The organism is Nonomuraea salmonea, from assembly GCF_042428605.1.
In the GTDB taxonomy this organism is placed as follows: Bacteria; Actinomycetota; Actinomycetes; order Streptosporangiales; family Streptosporangiaceae; genus Nonomuraea; species Nonomuraea salmonea.
Window position 1 is genome coordinate 76,032 of record NZ_JBHMCF010000040.1, and the last position, 14,273, is coordinate 90,304.

15 protein-coding genes and 1 tRNA gene are annotated in these 14,273 nt (G+C 70.5%); 8 read left to right on the top strand and 8 right to left on the bottom strand.

The window, feature by feature from the left end; genetic code table 11:
* Positions 1–12: 12 nt before the first annotated feature.
* Positions 13–693 carry a Crp/Fnr family transcriptional regulator gene (locus ACFFR3_RS35300; protein WP_364368145.1) on the top strand — a complete coding sequence of 227 codons (681 nt, stop codon included), beginning with the start codon at positions 13–15 and terminating at the stop codon, positions 691–693.
* Here ACFFR3_RS35300 and ACFFR3_RS35305 read toward each other — a convergent pair.
* Genes ACFFR3_RS35305 through sp36 form a run of 4 tightly spaced genes read right to left on the bottom strand, consistent with a single transcriptional unit; the run spans position 675 to position 2,923 of the window.
* Positions 675–1,466: an MBL fold metallo-hydrolase gene (locus tag ACFFR3_RS35305; protein ID WP_345393973.1), complete on the bottom strand. Its 792-nt coding sequence runs from the start codon at positions 1,464–1,466 to the stop codon at positions 675–677. The two genes, ACFFR3_RS35300 and ACFFR3_RS35305, sit on opposite strands and share 19 nt — an antisense overlap.
* Entirely contained in the window at positions 1,463–2,266 is an 804-nt protein-coding gene (locus tag ACFFR3_RS35310; protein WP_379484564.1) for an NUDIX hydrolase, read from the bottom strand. The genes ACFFR3_RS35305 and ACFFR3_RS35310 overlap by 4 nt, the downstream gene beginning before the upstream one ends.
* A 46-nt stretch (positions 2,267–2,312) precedes the next feature.
* Positions 2,313–2,771, bottom strand: a complete 459-nt coding sequence (locus ACFFR3_RS35315; protein ID WP_345393970.1) for a RidA family protein — start codon at positions 2,769–2,771, stop codon at positions 2,313–2,315.
* Positions 2,768–2,923 carry a Sp36 family protein gene (sp36, locus tag ACFFR3_RS35320; RefSeq protein WP_345393967.1) on the bottom strand — a complete coding sequence of 52 codons (156 nt, stop codon included), beginning with the start codon at positions 2,921–2,923 and terminating at the stop codon, positions 2,768–2,770. The genes ACFFR3_RS35315 and sp36 overlap by 4 nt, the downstream gene beginning before the upstream one ends.
* A 76-nt stretch (positions 2,924–2,999) precedes the next feature.
* Here sp36 and bagA point away from each other — a divergent pair, with 76 nt between their 5' ends.
* Together bagA and bagB are read left to right on the top strand one after the other, a co-directional pair.
* Positions 3,000–4,001, top strand: a complete 1,002-nt coding sequence (bagA, locus tag ACFFR3_RS35325; RefSeq protein WP_364368152.1) for an ATPase BagA — start codon at positions 3,000–3,002, stop codon at positions 3,999–4,001.
* A complete protein-coding gene (gene bagB, locus ACFFR3_RS35330; protein WP_345409476.1) occupies positions 3,998–5,125 on the top strand; it encodes an ATPase BagB in 1,128 nt (375 codons plus the stop codon). Before bagA ends, bagB begins: the two co-directional genes overlap by 4 nt.
* Positions 5,126–5,173: 48 nt before the next feature.
* Here bagB and ACFFR3_RS35335 read toward each other — a convergent pair whose 3' ends face one another.
* A complete protein-coding gene (locus ACFFR3_RS35335; RefSeq protein ID WP_020542548.1) occupies positions 5,174–5,470 on the bottom strand; it encodes a WhiB family transcriptional regulator in 297 nt (98 codons plus the stop codon).
* 242 nt (positions 5,471–5,712) lie between these two features.
* Here ACFFR3_RS35335 and ACFFR3_RS35340 point away from each other — a divergent pair, with 242 nt between their 5' ends.
* Positions 5,713–7,995 carry a transglycosylase domain-containing protein gene (locus ACFFR3_RS35340; RefSeq protein WP_379484565.1) on the top strand — a complete coding sequence of 761 codons (2,283 nt, stop codon included), beginning with the start codon at positions 5,713–5,715 and terminating at the stop codon, positions 7,993–7,995.
* 118 nt (positions 7,996–8,113) lie between these two features.
* On the opposite strand, the gene ACFFR3_RS35345 is transcribed toward ACFFR3_RS35340, so the two are convergent.
* Positions 8,114–8,572 carry a GatB/YqeY domain-containing protein gene (locus ACFFR3_RS35345; RefSeq protein WP_345393954.1) on the bottom strand — a complete coding sequence of 153 codons (459 nt, stop codon included), beginning with the start codon at positions 8,570–8,572 and terminating at the stop codon, positions 8,114–8,116.
* Between the two features lie 79 nt (positions 8,573–8,651).
* On the opposite strand from ACFFR3_RS35345, the gene ACFFR3_RS35350 reads away from it, so the two are divergent.
* The 4 genes from ACFFR3_RS35350 (at position 8,652) to ACFFR3_RS35365 (ending at position 11,112) form a co-directional block, all read left to right on the top strand.
* Positions 8,652–9,545 (top strand): metallophosphoesterase, encoded by an 894-nt coding sequence (locus ACFFR3_RS35350; protein ID WP_355415335.1) that lies wholly within the window; start codon positions 8,652–8,654, stop codon positions 9,543–9,545.
* Between the two features lie 66 nt (positions 9,546–9,611).
* Positions 9,612–9,685: transfer RNA gene (locus ACFFR3_RS35355), tRNA-Pro, on the top strand.
* A 368-nt stretch (positions 9,686–10,053) separates the two neighbouring features.
* Positions 10,054–10,374 carry a hypothetical protein gene (locus ACFFR3_RS35360; RefSeq protein ID WP_379484566.1) on the top strand — a complete coding sequence of 107 codons (321 nt, stop codon included), beginning with the start codon at positions 10,054–10,056 and terminating at the stop codon, positions 10,372–10,374.
* 267 nt (positions 10,375–10,641) lie between these two features.
* The gene (locus ACFFR3_RS35365) at positions 10,642–11,112 is read left to right on the top strand and encodes a lamin tail domain-containing protein (protein ID WP_379484567.1); all 471 of its coding nucleotides are present in this window, start codon (positions 10,642–10,644) and stop codon (positions 11,110–11,112) included.
* A 3-nt stretch (positions 11,113–11,115) separates the two neighbouring features.
* Here ACFFR3_RS35365 and ACFFR3_RS35370 read toward each other — a convergent pair whose 3' ends face one another.
* Together ACFFR3_RS35370 and ACFFR3_RS35375 are read right to left on the bottom strand one after the other, a co-directional pair.
* The gene (locus tag ACFFR3_RS35370) at positions 11,116–13,506 is read right to left on the bottom strand and encodes an FtsX-like permease family protein (RefSeq protein ID WP_379484568.1); all 2,391 of its coding nucleotides are present in this window, start codon (positions 13,504–13,506) and stop codon (positions 11,116–11,118) included.
* On the bottom strand, positions 13,503–14,237 hold the full coding sequence (locus ACFFR3_RS35375; RefSeq protein ID WP_345393942.1) for an ABC transporter ATP-binding protein: 735 nt from the start codon (positions 14,235–14,237) through the stop codon (positions 13,503–13,505). The genes ACFFR3_RS35370 and ACFFR3_RS35375 overlap by 4 nt, the downstream gene beginning before the upstream one ends.
* Positions 14,238–14,273 lie beyond the last annotated feature (36 nt).

A 14,273-nucleotide genomic window follows, 5' to 3' on the forward strand; every position in this document is an offset into this window, starting at 1 on the left:
AGAGGAGGCAGAGTGAACACCGAAGATGTGCTGGGCAAGGCCCCCCTGTTCGCCGCGCTCGACCGCGAGAGCGCCGCGGCGCTTCGCACGAGCATCACCGAAGTCCAGCTGTCCAAGGGACAGACGCTCTTCCACGAGAACGAGACCGGCGACCGGCTCTACGTCGTGCTGGAAGGCAAGATCAAGCTCTCCCGCACCTCGCCCGACGGGCGGGAAAACCTGCTCAGCGTGCTCGGGCCGAGCGAGATGTTCGGCGAGCTGTCGCTGTTCGACCCGCGGCCCCGCACGGCCACGGCCACGGCGCTGACCGAGGTCCGCCTGGCCGGGCTCGGCCACGACGACCTGCGGCCCTGGCTGACCGGCCGCCCCGAGGTGGCGCTCCACCTGCTGCGCGCGCTCGCGCAGCGGCTGCGCCGCACCAACGACGTGCTGGCCGACCTGGTGTTCACCGACGTGCCTGGGCGGGTGGCCAAGCAGTTGCTCGACCTCGCCGAGCGGTTCGGCACCAAGACCGACGACGGCCTGCGGGTGCACCACGACCTCACCCAGGAGGAGCTGGCGCAGCTCGTCGGCGCCTCCCGCGAGACGGTCAACAAGGCGCTGGCCGACTTCGCCGGGCGCGGCTGGCTGCGCATCGAGGCCAAGGCCGTGGTCATCCTCGACATGGACCGCCTCTACAACCGGTCGAGGTAGTCGAGCTGGGCGGCCACCGACATCTCGGCGGCCGGCCAGAGCGAACGGTCGACGTCGGCGTACACGATCTTGACGATCTGGCGCGGCGTGCGCGCGCCCTGCTCGCGGGCCGCCCTGATCTGGTCGAGGCGCTGTCTGCGGTGGGCGATGTAGCCGTCGAGCGCGGCGATCGGGTCGGGCAGCACGGGGCCGTGGCCCGGCAGCAGCGCCCGCGCCTCCATGCTCTCGGCGGCGGCCCGCAGCTTGTCGAGGCTGCGGAGATAGTCGGCCAGCCCGCCGTCGCGGGCGATGATCGTGGTGCCCCTGCCGAGCACGGTGTCGCCGGTCAGCATCGCGCGGTCGGCGGGCAGCCAGAAGCACAGCGAGTCGAACGAGTGGCCCGGGGTGCCGTAGACGCGGATCTCCAGGTCCCCGGCGGTCACCACGTCGCCGTCGGCGAGCCCCTCGTCGCCGAGACGGTGGCGGGGGTCGAGGGCGCGGACGGGCGCGTTCACCATCCCGGCGAACCTCTTCGCGCCGCCGCTGTGATCGAAGTGGCCGTGCGAGAGCAGGATCGCGGTGACCCGCCGCTCGCCCAGATGGTCGCGTACGCGGCTCAGATGCCCCTCGTCGTCCGGCCCTGGATCGACCACGACCACGTCATCACCCGCGCCGATCACCCACGTGTTGGTGCCGTCGAGCGTCATCGCCGACGGGTTGGGCGCGAGCAGGTTCTCGGCGTGCTCGGTGCGGGAGCCGTCGGGCGTGCCGAGCGGGATGTGCAGGCCGCTCACGACACCACCAGCCGCATCTCGCCGTCGATCTCGACCGCCTTCGGCATGACGGTCACGATGTCGCGCGGCGCGGCCAGCACCTCCGCGACGTCCGCGCAGCCGGCCAGCTCGCTCAGCGTCCGGTACGTCGGCGGCATCAGGAAGATCTCCCCCCGGTGCGCGAGGTCGAGCGCGTCGGCCGGCTGCTGCCAGACGACCTGGTCGGCCTCGCCGCCCACGTCGCGGGTGCGCTGGCCCTCGGGCAGCACCGCGACGAAGAAGCGCGTGTCGAACCGCCTGGTCTCGACCTCGGGCGTGATCCAGTGCGCCCATGCCTTGAGCAGGTCGGTCCGCAGCACCAGCCCCCGCCTGGCGAGGAACTCGGCGAACCCGAGCGCGTGGTCGATCAGCGCGAGCCGGTCGGCCTCCCAGTCGTCGCCCGTCGTGTCGGCCACCACGTCGTGAGGTCCTGGACCGGCCAGCAGCACGCCCGACTCCTCGAACGTCTCGCGTACCGCCGCGCACACCAGCCCGCGCGCCACCGCCTCGTCGGCGTGCAGGACCGCGGCCCACTCGGCGGGCGAAGGCCCGGCCCAGGCGACGTCGTGGTCGGTGTCGCGGACGTCGACGGAACCGCCGGGGAAGACGTACGCGCCGGCGGCGAAGGCCATGGTGGCCTTGCGCCGCAGCAGGTAGACCTCGGGCCCCGGGCGCAGGAGCACCACCGTGGCGGCGTCCCGCGCCTGGACCGGCTTGACCCGCCCGGCCAGGACGTCCCGTGCCCGGGCGGCGAGTTCGGCTGGAAGCAGCAGTCCGGTCACATGACCTCCTCTAGAACTTCACTCGGTCATGGTGACATATGCCCATTCAGCCGACTTCGGCGATCAGCTCCACCTCCACCGGCGCGTCCAGCGGCAGCGCCGCCACGCCCACCGCGCTGCGAGCGTGCTTGCCTGCCTCGCCGAACACCTCCGCGAGCAGGTCGCTGGCGCCGTTGGCCACCTGCGGCTGCTGCACGAAGTCGGGCGCGCTCGCCACGAACACCACGACCTTCACGATCCGCCGCACCCGCGACAGCTCGCCCAGCTCGGCCTTGAGCGCGGCCAGCGCGTTGAGCACGCAGACGCGGGCCTGCGCCTTGCCCTCGTCCACGCCGAGGTCCACGCCGAGCTTGCCGGTCTGGTGCAGCTTGCCCTCCAGCATCGGCACCTGACCCGAGGTGTAGACCAGGTCGCCGGTGCGCGTGGTGGGGATGTAGGAGCCGGCCGGCGTGGCGGGCGCCGGCAGCGTGTAGCCGAGCTCCTCGATCTTCTGCTCGGGCGTCACTGCTTCTCCCGCTTGAAGTAGGCGACGAGCTGCTCGGGCGTCTGGCCCTGCACGATCTGGACGAGCTCCCAGCCGTCGGCGCCGAAGTTGTCGAGAATCATCTTGGTGTTGTGGATCAGCACGGGTGCTGTCAGGTACTCCCACTTCTTCATGACGGCAGCTTATTGTGAGCAATCTCAAACGGTGGTCGTCGGCTTTCGACAAGTGACCGTTCGGTAGCCTCGAATCGTGGACTCTCCGGACACGGATTGGGCCGACGTACGTCTCCATGTCGTCACCGGCAAGGGCGGCACCGGCAAGACGACCGTCGCCGCCGCCCTCGCGCTCGCGCTGGCCGCCGGCGGCCGCAAGGTGCTGCTCGTGGAGGTCGAGGGCAGGCAGGGCATCGCGCAGGTCTTCGACCTGCCGCCGCTGCCGTACGAGGAGCGCAAGATCGCCGTCGCCCCCTCGGGCGGCGACGTCTACGCGCTGGCCATCGACCCGGAAGAGGCCATGCTCGAGTACATGGAGATGTTCTACGGCATGCGCAGGGCCGGCCGGGCGCTGACCAAGATGGGCATCGTCGACTTCGCCACCACCGTGGCCCCCGGCTTCCGCGACGTGCTCGTCACCGGCAAGACCAGCGAGGCCGTACGCAGGCGCGGCAGGAACGGCCGCCGCATCTACGACGCCGTCGTCATGGACGCGCCGCCCACGGGCCGCATCACGCGCTTCCTGAACGTCACCCAGGAGGTCGCCGGCCTGGCCAAGGTCGGCCCCATCAAGAACCACTCCGACCTCGTCAGCGGCGTCGTGAAGTCCCCCGAGACGGCCGTGCACTTCGTCACGCTGCTGGAGGAGATGCCGGTCCAGGAGACCCTCGACGGCATCTCCGAGCTGCGCGCCGCCGGGCTGCCCGCGGGCGGCGTCTTCGTCAACATGGTGCGCGAGTCCCAGCTGCCCCAGGCCGCTCTTGACGCGGCTGTCAAGGGCCGCTTCGACCCCGATGAGCTGGCGCTCGGCCTCAAGGCCGCGGGGGTCGCCGACGGCGCCCAGGCCGCCGAGCTGGCCAAGGCGCTCGGCGACGAGGTCGTCGAGCACGCCCACCGCACCGAGCTGGAGCGCGCAGAACGCGAGACGCTGGCCGGCGCCGGGCTGACCGGCTACGAGCTGCCGCTGCTCGCCGACGGCGTCGATCTGGCCGGCCTGTACGAGCTGGCAGAGAGCATGCGCACCCAGGGAGCAGCGTGAAGAAGCCGCCGGCACTCGACGTCGACGCGATCCTCGACGACCGGGGCACCAGGATCATCGTCTGCTGCGGCGCCGGCGGCGTGGGCAAGACCACGACCGCGGCGGCGCTCGGCCTGCGGGCCGCCGAGCGCGGCCGGTGCGTGGTCGTGCTGACCGTCGACCCGGCCAGGCGGCTCGCGCAGTCGATGGGCTTGACCGAGCTGGACAACACCCCGCGCCTGGTCAGCTCGCCCGAGGGCGGCGGCCAGCTCTACGCGATGATGCTCGACATGAAGCGTACGTTCGACGAGATCATCGAGGCGCACGCCGATCCGGAGCGGGCCCGCCAGATCCTGTCGAACCCCTTCTACCAGTCGCTGTCCTCCAGCTTCTCCGGCACGCAGGAGTACATGGCGATGGAGAAGCTCGGGCAGCTGCGCCGCTCCGACGAGTGGGATCTGATCATCGTCGACACGCCGCCGTCCCGCTCGGCGCTCGACTTCCTCGACGCGCCGGAACGGCTCGGCCGCTTCCTCGACGGCCGGTTCATCCGGCTGCTGACCGCGCCCGCCAAGGCCGGAGGGCGCAGCGCGTTCCGGCTGCTCAACGCCGGGTTCGGGCTGATGGCAGGAGCGATGACCAAGCTCCTGGGCGCGCAGGTGATCAAGGACCTGCAGACGTTCGTGTCCGCGCTCGACGCCGTCTTCGGCGGGTTCAGGCAGCGGGCCGAGATGACGTACCAGCTGCTACAGGCGCCCGGCACGGCCTTCCTCGTGGTGGCCGCGCCCGAGCGGGACGCGATGCGCGAGGCCTCCTACTTCGTGGAGCGCCTCGCCGAGGAGCGCATGCCCCTGGCCGGCCTGGTGGTCAACCGGGTGCATGTCGCGCCCGCTTCGGGGCTCTCCGCCGCCCGCAGCGCCGCCGCCGCGGAGGACTTGGAGTCGAGGGGCGAGCACGAGCTCACCGCGGCCGTGCTGCGGCTGCACGCCGGGCGAATGCAGCTCGCCGCCCGCGAGAACCGCGAGCAGGAGCATTTCGTCTCGGCCCACCCCACGGTGCCCGTGGTGCAGGTACGCGCCATGTCCGAGGACGTCCACGACCTGACGGGTCTGCGTCAGATCGGGACCCTGCTGGCCACCGCATAGAAGTACGGCCGGCGGCGGCGCCGGCCGTACGCGGTCGCCTGGCTGGGGTCAGCCGGCGATCAGCTCATTGGTGCGTTCGTACTCTTCCTTGGCGGACTCGAGCAGCTCTCGCCACGAGTCCACGTCGGGCCGCCGTCGAAGCAGCGCGCGACGTTCCCGTTCGGTCATACCGCCCCAGACCCCGAACTCGATGCGGTTGTCCAGCGCATCGGCGAGGCACTCGGTGCGGACCGGGCAACCCCGGCAGATCAGCTTCGCCCTGTTCTGCGCGGCGCCCTGCACGAACAGGGCATCCGGATCCGCACCCTTACAGGCGGCACGGGAGGTCCAATCCGTGATCCACATTTTTCGACCCCACTCCCCTTAGGTGGTCAGTCGTCATTTGGGGCCGACGGGCGCGGGCGCCGAGCCTCCGTATTCAGTTGCCGCAGGGAGAACGTACGCAACCAGACGTTCGGGCCGACAGACCCCAGAGGACCAATTTCTCGCGGCCATCTTGACCGGGAATGACTAGTCACCCCCGTCAGTCAAGGCGAAATGGTGTCGTGCTACCGATTCGGTCTGTCTTTCGACGTACTCTTGTAGGCGTGCAAGCCCAGGGCAAACGTCGTTCCAACCCCATCCTCAGTGTCCTGCGACTCCTCATCGCGGGCTCGGCCGCCGGGGTGCTCGCCGCCGCCGTGGCTTTGCCGGCGGTGGGCGGAGCGGGCATGTCGACCAAGACCGCCGTCGAGGGGCTCAACCTCAAGCCCGAGGACCTCGACGAGCCTCCCTTGCCTGAACGCACCGAACTCTTCGACGGGGACGGCAAGAAGATCGCGCAGTTCTACTTCGAGAACCGGCAGTCCGTCAGCCTCGACGAGGTCGCCCCGATCATGCGGACCGCTCTGATCGCGATCGAGGACTTCCGTTTCTACCAGCACGGGCCGATCGATGTGGAAGGAACGGCAAGAGCGCTGCTGAAGAATGTGACCAGCGGCGGCGTCACGCAGGGTGGTTCGTCCATCACCCAGCAGTACGTCAAGCAGGTGCTGGTCAACAAGGCCGAGACGCCTGAAGAGCAGCAGGCGGCCATCGCGCCCACGATCTCGCGCAAGCTGTCGGAGCTGCGCTACGCCATGGCGATCGAGGAGAAGTACTCCAAGGACCAGATCCTGGAGAAATACCTCAACATCGCCTACTTCGGCGCCGGCGCCCACGGCGTCCAGGCCGCCGCCAAGCGCTTCTTCGACAAGCCGGCCTCCAAGCTCAACCTGGTCGAGGCCGCCACGCTCGCCGGCGCCGTCCAGAACCCCGCGCGCACCGACCCCAACGTCGGCCCCGAGTCGCGGCAGCGCCTGCTGGAGCGGCGCAACACCGTGCTCGACCGCATGGCCCAGCTCAAGAAGATCACCCCGCAGGAGGCGGCGGCGGCCAAGGCGAAGAAGCTGGGCTTCAAGGACATCAAGGCACCCGGCGGCTGCGAGGCCAGCAGATATCCGTACTTCTGCCTCTACGTCCAGTACGAGATCCTCAACAACGAGGACTTCGGCAAGAACCAGGAGGAGCGCAGGAAGCTGCTCCAGCGCGGCGGTCTGCGGATCAAGACCACGCTCGACACCAAGATGCAGGCGGCCGCCGAGAAGGCGATCAAGAGGTACGTCAGCTCCAAGGACAAGCCCGTCGCCTCGCAGGCGATGGTCGTCCCCGGCACCGGCGAGATCAAGGCCATGGCCGCCTCGCGCAAGTTCGGCCGCAGCAAGAAGAAGAACGAGATGAGCTACAACATCGTGGCCGACGCCGCACACGGCGGCGGCCGCGGGTTCCAGCAGGGCTCGACGGCCAAGGTCTACACGCTGGCCACCGCCCTGGAGGAAGGGCTCAAGTACGGCGACGGCTTCCCCTCGCCGGCCGGCTACAAGGCGAGCGGCTACAGCTCGTTCAAGAACTGCAAGGGCCAGAACGTCGGCGACCCGTCCCACACCGTGCGCAACTCCAGCGAGGGCGGCGGCGGTTTCAAGACGCTCGAGTCCGGCACCTGGGGCTCGGTCAACACGTTCTTCATCAAGCTGCAGGAGGAGGTCGGGCTCTGCGACGTCGTCAAGATGGCGAAGAAGCTCGGCGTCGCGCGGGCCGACGGGCAGAAGCTGTCGGAGGTCGAGACGTTCACGCTCGGCGTCAACGAGGTCGACCCCGTCACCATCGCCAACTCCTACGCCGTCTTCGCCGCCCGCGGCAAATACTGCAAGCCGCTCGCCATCACCGAGATCACGGACAGGAACGGCAAGGCCAAGCAGTACAAGCCGAAGTGCTCCCAGGTCATCGAGGAGGAGGTCGCCGACGCGGTCAGCGGCATCCTGTCCGGGGTGTTCACCAAGGGCACGATGACCGACGTCGGCGGCATCGGGCGCGACGCGGCGGGCAAGACCGGCACCACCGACAACTACATGTCGGCCTGGTTCTCCGGCTACACCCCCAACCTCGCCTCCGCCGTCAGCCTGGGCGACCCGCGCGGCACCTCGGCGCACAAACTGATCGGCATCACCATCGGCGGGCGCTACTACCCCTACGTGTACGGCTCGTCGATCTCCGGGCGCATCTGGAAGGACTCCATGCTGGAGGCGCTCAAGGGGGTCGAGCCGACCAAGTTCAAGTCGGTCGACCGGTCGCGGTTCGGCGGGTGCACCGACAACTGCGCGCCCAAGCCGAAGAAAAAGAAGAAGGGCGACGGGGGGAACCCGTTCGACATCTTCGACCGCGACGGCGGCGACCGCTTCGGCGACCGGCTCGGTGACGGGCCCGATCGCGGGCGCGGCGGCGGTGACGACCGGCGGGGCGGCCCCTTCGGCCGCGGCGGCGACACCGGCCCCCTCATCACCCCCGGCCGCTGAGACGCCCTGAGGCCTCCACCCGGGAGGGAGGAGGCCTCAGCTGCCCCAGGATGCCACCTGGCGGCCCGCCGCGTCGCAGAGAGTCGCTGGGGGCCGGGTACGCGGGGTTGCTCGGCGTCTACTTGGCGGCGAGGCGAGCGCGTACCTGCGCGGCCACCCTGCCGCCCTCGGCGCGGCCGGCCACCTTCGGGTTGACCGCCTTCATCACCTGCCCCATGGCCTGCGGCCCCGAAGCGCCCGTCTCGGCGATGGCCTCGTCGACCAGCGCGCCGAGCTCCTCGTCGGACAGCTGCGCAGGAAGGTATTCCTCCAGCACCGCCTGCTCGGCCAGCTCGGCCTCGGCCTGCTCCTTGCGCCCGGCGTTGCCGAACGCCTCGGCGGCCTCGCGCCGCTTCTTCGCCTCCCGGGTCAGGACCTTGACGACCTCGTCGTCGGTCAGCTCTCTGGCCTCCTTGCCCGCGACCTCCTCGACGTTGATCGCGGCCAGGGCCATGCGGACCGTACGGAGACGTACCTCGTCCTTGCTCTTCAGCGAGGCCGTCAGATCGGCCTTCAGCTTGTCCTTCAAAGCGCTCATGCGCTTTATCTTGCCGCCTGCGCGGACCACCCCGGCGCCATCCGGACTTCCCGCGCCGGATCTCGGGCATCATGAAGAGGTGAGGAAAGCCGCCGCAGTGCCCCTGTCCCTGCTCGGTCTCGGCCTTGCCGGGCTGGGCTACGCGTCCGTCGTCGAGCGCAACTGGTTCCGGCTGCGCCGCTTCGACGTGCCGGTGCTGGAGCGGGGGCGGCGTCCCGTACGCGTGCTCCACCTGTCCGACCTGCACCTGACGCCGCGCCGCACCATGCTCATCAACTGGGTGCGCTCGCTGGGGGCCCTGGAGCCCGACCTCGTGGTCAACACCGGCGACTCCATCGCCCACCCCGAGGCCGTCCCCGCGCTCCTGCACGCGCTCGAGCCGCTGCTGTCGCGTCCCGGACTGTTCGTGTACGGCTCCAACGACCTCTACGCCCCCCAGCCGAAGAACCCGGCCCGCTACCTCTGGCGCACCTCCAAGAACGACCGCCGCCAGCACACCCCCAACCTGCCCTGGGAGGAGCTCGGGGCCGGCATGGCGGCCGAGGGCTGGCTCGACATGAACAACACCACCGCCCGCATCAAGGTGGGCGACCTCGACGTGGCCGTGGCCGGCATCCACGACAGCCACATCAACCGCGACCGCTACGACGTCGTCGCCGGCCCCGCCCCCGCCGACGCCGACCTCCGCCTCGGCGTCATGCACTCGCCCGAGCCGCGCAACATGACCCGCTTCGCCGCCGACGGCTACCAGCTCCTGCTGGCCGGCCACACGCACGGCGGCCAGCTCTGCGTCCCGTTCTACGGCGCTTTGGTCACCAACTGCGGCATCGACCGCGCCCGCGTCAAGGGCCTCAGCCGCCACGACTCGGCCTGGCTCCACGTCTCGGCCGGCCTCGGCACCTCGCCGTACGCCCCGGCCCGCTTCGCCTGCTTCCCCGAGGCGACCCTGCTGACGCTGGTGCCCCGGAGATAAAGGCGGTCACAAGCACCTTGGAAGTCCGCTAGACTTGCAGAAGCACGCGCACGACGGGCGTGCGACCGGGGTGTAGCGCAGCTTGGCAGCGCGCTTCGTTCGGGACGAAGAGGTCGTGGGTTCAAATCCCGCCACCCCGACAGTATTGCCGCAGGTAAAAGGTCGCTTCCGAAGATCGGGAGCGGCCTTTTCTGTTTGCTGAGTGACTGTGCCCTCAGGGGTTTCCCCTTTGGTTGGGAAGCTTCGGGCATGAGCAGCGCCGCGCCTTTGCCTGACGCGCCGTCTGCCAGAGCCGCAGGGGCAGGTCCGGCCCGCGTACGGAGCCGTCCTTGGGGCGGCCCCAGTACCAGCGGCCCGCGTGCTTACGCCGTCGCTCCCGCTCATCGAGGATGACCCATTACACGATGCCGCTCTTGAGCGCCGAAAGTCCGGTATTCACCTGACAGTGCGCCCGCGGGCTTCCCCGTACCTTCGCGTTGGGGCCTGAAACGCAATCAAAGGGGAAGACATGAATGTTCGTACATGGCGTGCGAAGGCCGGGGCGCTGACGGCCGCGCTCCTGCTGACAAGCGCCGGGCTGAGCCTTGCGACCGCGAGTTCCGCCACGGCCTCCAGCGGAAAGTGCGAGGTCGTCGGCTGGCCCTACAACGCGGGCAGGGCCGCTCAGGCGGTGAACCGCTGCTCGGGGACGGCGTCCGAGAAGCTGTACGCGAAGTTCGTCTGGAACAACGGGCCGGACAGCATCTGCCTGACGTTCAGGCCGGGGCAGATATGGAAGCATGACAGGCCCGTGGCGTGGGCCGAATTCGAGAGCATGAAGTACTGCTGAGCCGCCTGAGGCGCTGACCAGGAGTGGTGACGGTTCCGCGCCGCCGTCAGGCACTCCAGCGGCCCGCCACCCCGACTCAGCTGGATAGCCGCTTCCGATGATCGGAAGCGGCCTTTCTCGTTCTCCGGGTGAGTACGGTCCCCGTGGTCGTTGACTCCGCGTCAGGCTGCGCGTGGGACACCAAACCGATACGGAACGGTCCAAGATCGGCTCATGATCCTCCATAGGATCTTTCGCGATAAGTCTCACTACCCAGGAGGCGTCCCCGTGCGTAGCCGATCTCTGCTGACCGCTGCCCTGTTAGCCGCGTCCGTCGTCGCCGTCGCGCAGCCCGCGTACGCCGCCGCGCCCGCCGTACAGATCACCAAGATCTACTATGACTCGCCCGGGTCGCCGGACAACGGCGGGAACAGCAGCCTCAACGGCGAGTACGTGCAGGTCAGGAACATGACGAAGAAGGCCGTCAACCTGCGTGGCTGGACCATGCGCGATGCGACGCGGCGGCAGGATCACATCTACACGTTCGGGACGTTCACCCTGAAGCCCGGCAAGACGGTCACTCTGCGCACCGGGAAGGGCAAGAACACCAGCACCACCCGCTACTGGGGCAGGAGCGGGGGGACGCTGGCGTACATCTGGAATCAGAGCAAGGACACCGCCTACCTGCGGAACGCGGCGGGGAAGCTGATCGACTCCTGCTCGTACAACTCCTCGCGGGACGACTACAAGGTCTGCTGACGGCTACTCCCGGGTGCCGAGTGCCTCGGCCGGGGGTGTGCGGAGGATGAAGCGGGCCGGGATTGCGGTGGCGGTCAGGGCCAGGACGGCCGCCGCCGTGATCACGGCGAGGTAGGTGAGGGGCGGCACGTACGGCAGGGCCGAGCCGGTCATCCCCGTGCTGAAGGCGGCCAGCGTCACGAGGGCGATGCCGGTGCCGAGGGCCGTGGAGAGGGCGAGGGCGGTCGCCGTTTCGGTGCGGAGCATGCGCAGCACCTGCCGGCGGGTGGTGCCGACGAGCCGGAGCAGGGCCAGCTCGCGTGAGCGGGCCGAGGTGGACATCGCCAGTGTGTTGACCACGGCTATGGCGCAGAAGGCGATGATCAGGCCCATGGCGACGTAGTTGACGGCGGCGTTCGAGGTGGCGGGGGCGATCGCAGTAGCGGGTGCGATCGCCGTAGCAGGGGCGTTCGAGGTGGCGGGGGCGTTCGAGGCGGCGGGGGCGATCGCGACGACGTGGTCGAGCACCGTGGCGCCGGGCAGGGCTCGTTCCAGGGCCGTGCGGTCGCCGCCCGCGACCAGGACGGTGCCGCGCGGGTCGTCCACGTGGCCCGAGACCAGCGCGTACGGGAGCGTCAGGTCGCCGAAGCCGAGGCCGCGCGCGTAGACGGCGGCCACCTCGACCTGCGCGGGCGTGCCGTCGCCGAGCAGGAGCGAGAGCCGGTCGCCCACCGCGACGTCCAGCCGGTCGGCCGCGGTGCTGCTGACCGCCGCCGACCGGTCGCCGAAGCGGGCGAGCGAGCCGGCGACCACGCCGAGGTCCATGGTCGCGCCGAGCCCGTCGGGGGTGACGGCCTGCGCGGTGTACTTGTCCAGGCCGACGCGTACGGAGGTGCGCAGGACGGCGGTGGCGGCCTCGACACCGGGCACGCGCCGGGCGTCGGCCGCCGTGCCGCCGCGGATGACGTGGTCGGCGCGCACGCCGGCGTCCAGTTCGCGTTGCGTGGCGGCCTCCATGGTCGTCTGGACGAACAGGCTCGTGCAGGTCACCGCGATCAGCAGGGTGAGCGGGGTGACCACGGAGGCCATGCGCTTCCTGCCGGCGCGCAGGTTGCGCCGGGCAAGGTGGCCGGTGACGCCGGGAACGCGGAACGGCACGGCGAGCACGGGCCCGAGCAGCGCGACCGCGATCGTCCACGTCAGCGCGGTGAGCATGGTGACCGGGCTGGACGCGGCCTCGGTGGTGAGCGAGGCGAGCACGACGGTCAGGACGACCGCGCCGGCCGTCACCAGGAGCCCCGCGGCGATCCTGCTCCAGGGGAGCCTCCGTGCGGGCAGCCCCGCCTCGCCGAGCGCCTCCACCGGCCGGATCGACACGACGCGGCGGGCGGCGAGCCGGGCGGCGGCGAGCCCGGCCAGTACGGTGCACAGGAACGCGGCGATCGGCGGGAAGGGGCCGACGACCAGCGGCAGGTTGGCGGGCACCGCGCCGAGCCCGACGAACTCCCGGTGCAGCCATATCCCGAGCAGGATTCCGGCGCCCGCGCCGAGAGGCCCCGCGGCCACGCCGATGGCCAGCGCCTCGCCGGAGATGAGCCGCCTGACCTGCCGGGGCGTGGCGGCGACCGCGCGCAGCAGGGCTATCTCGCGCTGCCGCTGCTGGATGGACAGGGCGAAGGTGCCGACCACGACGAGCATCGCGACGATCAGCGCGGTGCCGCCGAGTGCGCCGCCCAGGCTGATCAGCCGGATCCTGGCGTTCTCCGCGTCGAGGAACTCGACGGCGCCGCGTGCCGCGCCGGTGTAGACCTGCGCGTCCCGCACGGTGAGGTCCACCTGCGGGAAGACGCCGATGGCGGTCAGCTGTCCCGGGCGGCCGGCCAGCCGGCGTGCCTCCTCGGTGCTGAAGAAGAGGGTGTCCTGGCTGGGCAGCGCCTGGGCGGTGACGCCGACCACCCGGTGGCCGGGGATGGTGGCGCCGGAGTGGCGGGCGTCCACGACGACCTCGCCCGGGGCCTCGGGGGCGCGGCCACGCGCGAGCGTGAACGGGGTGAGCCCGGCCGACTCCCAGCCGTGCGCGGTGAATCCGGCGTACGGGAAGGTGACCTCCGTGACGACCTTCTCGACCCCCGGCGTACGGGCGATCTCGCCGGCCAGGGACGCGGGGATCCAGCGGCGCTCGGTCAGCGCCTTGGCCTTCTCCTTGCCGCTCTCCTTGGTCAGCCTCGCGTACTGGTCGCCGGCGACGATCACCGGCGCGCCCGCGTACCGTTCGGGCGCCACGGCGCCGCGCAGGCCGGTGTCCAGCAGCATCCCGCAGGCGGTCACCAGGGCGGCGGCGCACAGCAGCGCCACGAACGCGCCGGCGAACCCGGCCTTGCGGTGCGTCAGCATCTTCATGACGAGGTTCGTCATCGCGTCCACGCTCCCAGGCCCGTCATCCGGCGGGCGATCCCGTCGGCCGTGGGGGAGGTCACCGAGTCGACGATCCGGCCGTCGGCCAGGAACAGCACCTTGTCGGCGTACGAGGCGGCGATCGGGTCGTGGGTGACCATCACGACGGTCTGGCCGAGCTCGGAGACCACCTCGCGCAGCAGGCCGAGCACGTCGCGGGCGGTCATGGTGTCGAGCGCGCCGGTCGGCTCGTCGCCGAACACCACGTCCGGCCTGGTCACCAGCGCTCTGGCGAGCGCCACGCGCTGCTGCTGGCCGCCCGACAGCTGGGCGGGCAGGTGTCGTGCCCGCCCTTCGAGGCCGACCCTGCGGATGATCTCGGCCAGCCAGGCCCGGTCGGTCCTGGCGCCCGCCAGTTCGAGCGGGAGGCTGATGTTCTCGGTGACGGTCAGCGCGGGAACCAGGTTGAACATCTGGAACACGAAGCCGATCCGCTCCCGCCGCAGCTCGGTCAGCCTGGTCTCGTTCATGCCCGACAGCTCCGTGCCGCTCAGCCGTACGGAGCCGGAGGTCGGGACGTCCAGCCCCGCCGCGCAATGGAGGAACGTGCTCTTCCCCGAGCCGGACGGCCCCATCACCGCGGTGAAGGTGCCGCGGGGGACGCCCACCGTCACCTCGCGCAGCGCCGCCACGGCGGCGCGCCCCTTGCCGTACACCTTGCTCACCGCGTCCAATCGCACTACGTCCGTCATGGTTCGAGCCTGCTGTCCGGCCGCTGCCGCGGCCAG

Bases quoted from the DNA above. Each gene is read 5' to 3' on its own strand.
- ACFFR3_RS35345 (WP_345393954.1), bottom strand. From the start codon at position 8,572: ATGAGCGCTTTGAAGGACAAGCTGAAGGCCGATCTGACGGCCTCGCTG.
- ACFFR3_RS35375 (WP_345393942.1), bottom strand. From the start codon at position 14,237: ATGACGGACGTAGTGCGATTGGACGCGGTGAGCAAGGTGTACGGCAAG.
- ACFFR3_RS35360 (WP_379484566.1), top strand. From the start codon at position 10,054: ATGAATGTTCGTACATGGCGTGCGAAGGCCGGGGCGCTGACGGCCGCG.
- ACFFR3_RS35335 (WP_020542548.1), bottom strand. From the start codon at position 5,470: ATGTGGATCACGGATTGGACCTCCCGTGCCGCCTGTAAGGGTGCGGAT.
- sp36 (WP_345393967.1), bottom strand. From the start codon at position 2,923: ATGAAGAAGTGGGAGTACCTGACAGCACCCGTGCTGATCCACAACACC.
- ACFFR3_RS35370 (WP_379484568.1), bottom strand. From the start codon at position 13,506: ATGACGAACCTCGTCATGAAGATGCTGACGCACCGCAAGGCCGGGTTC.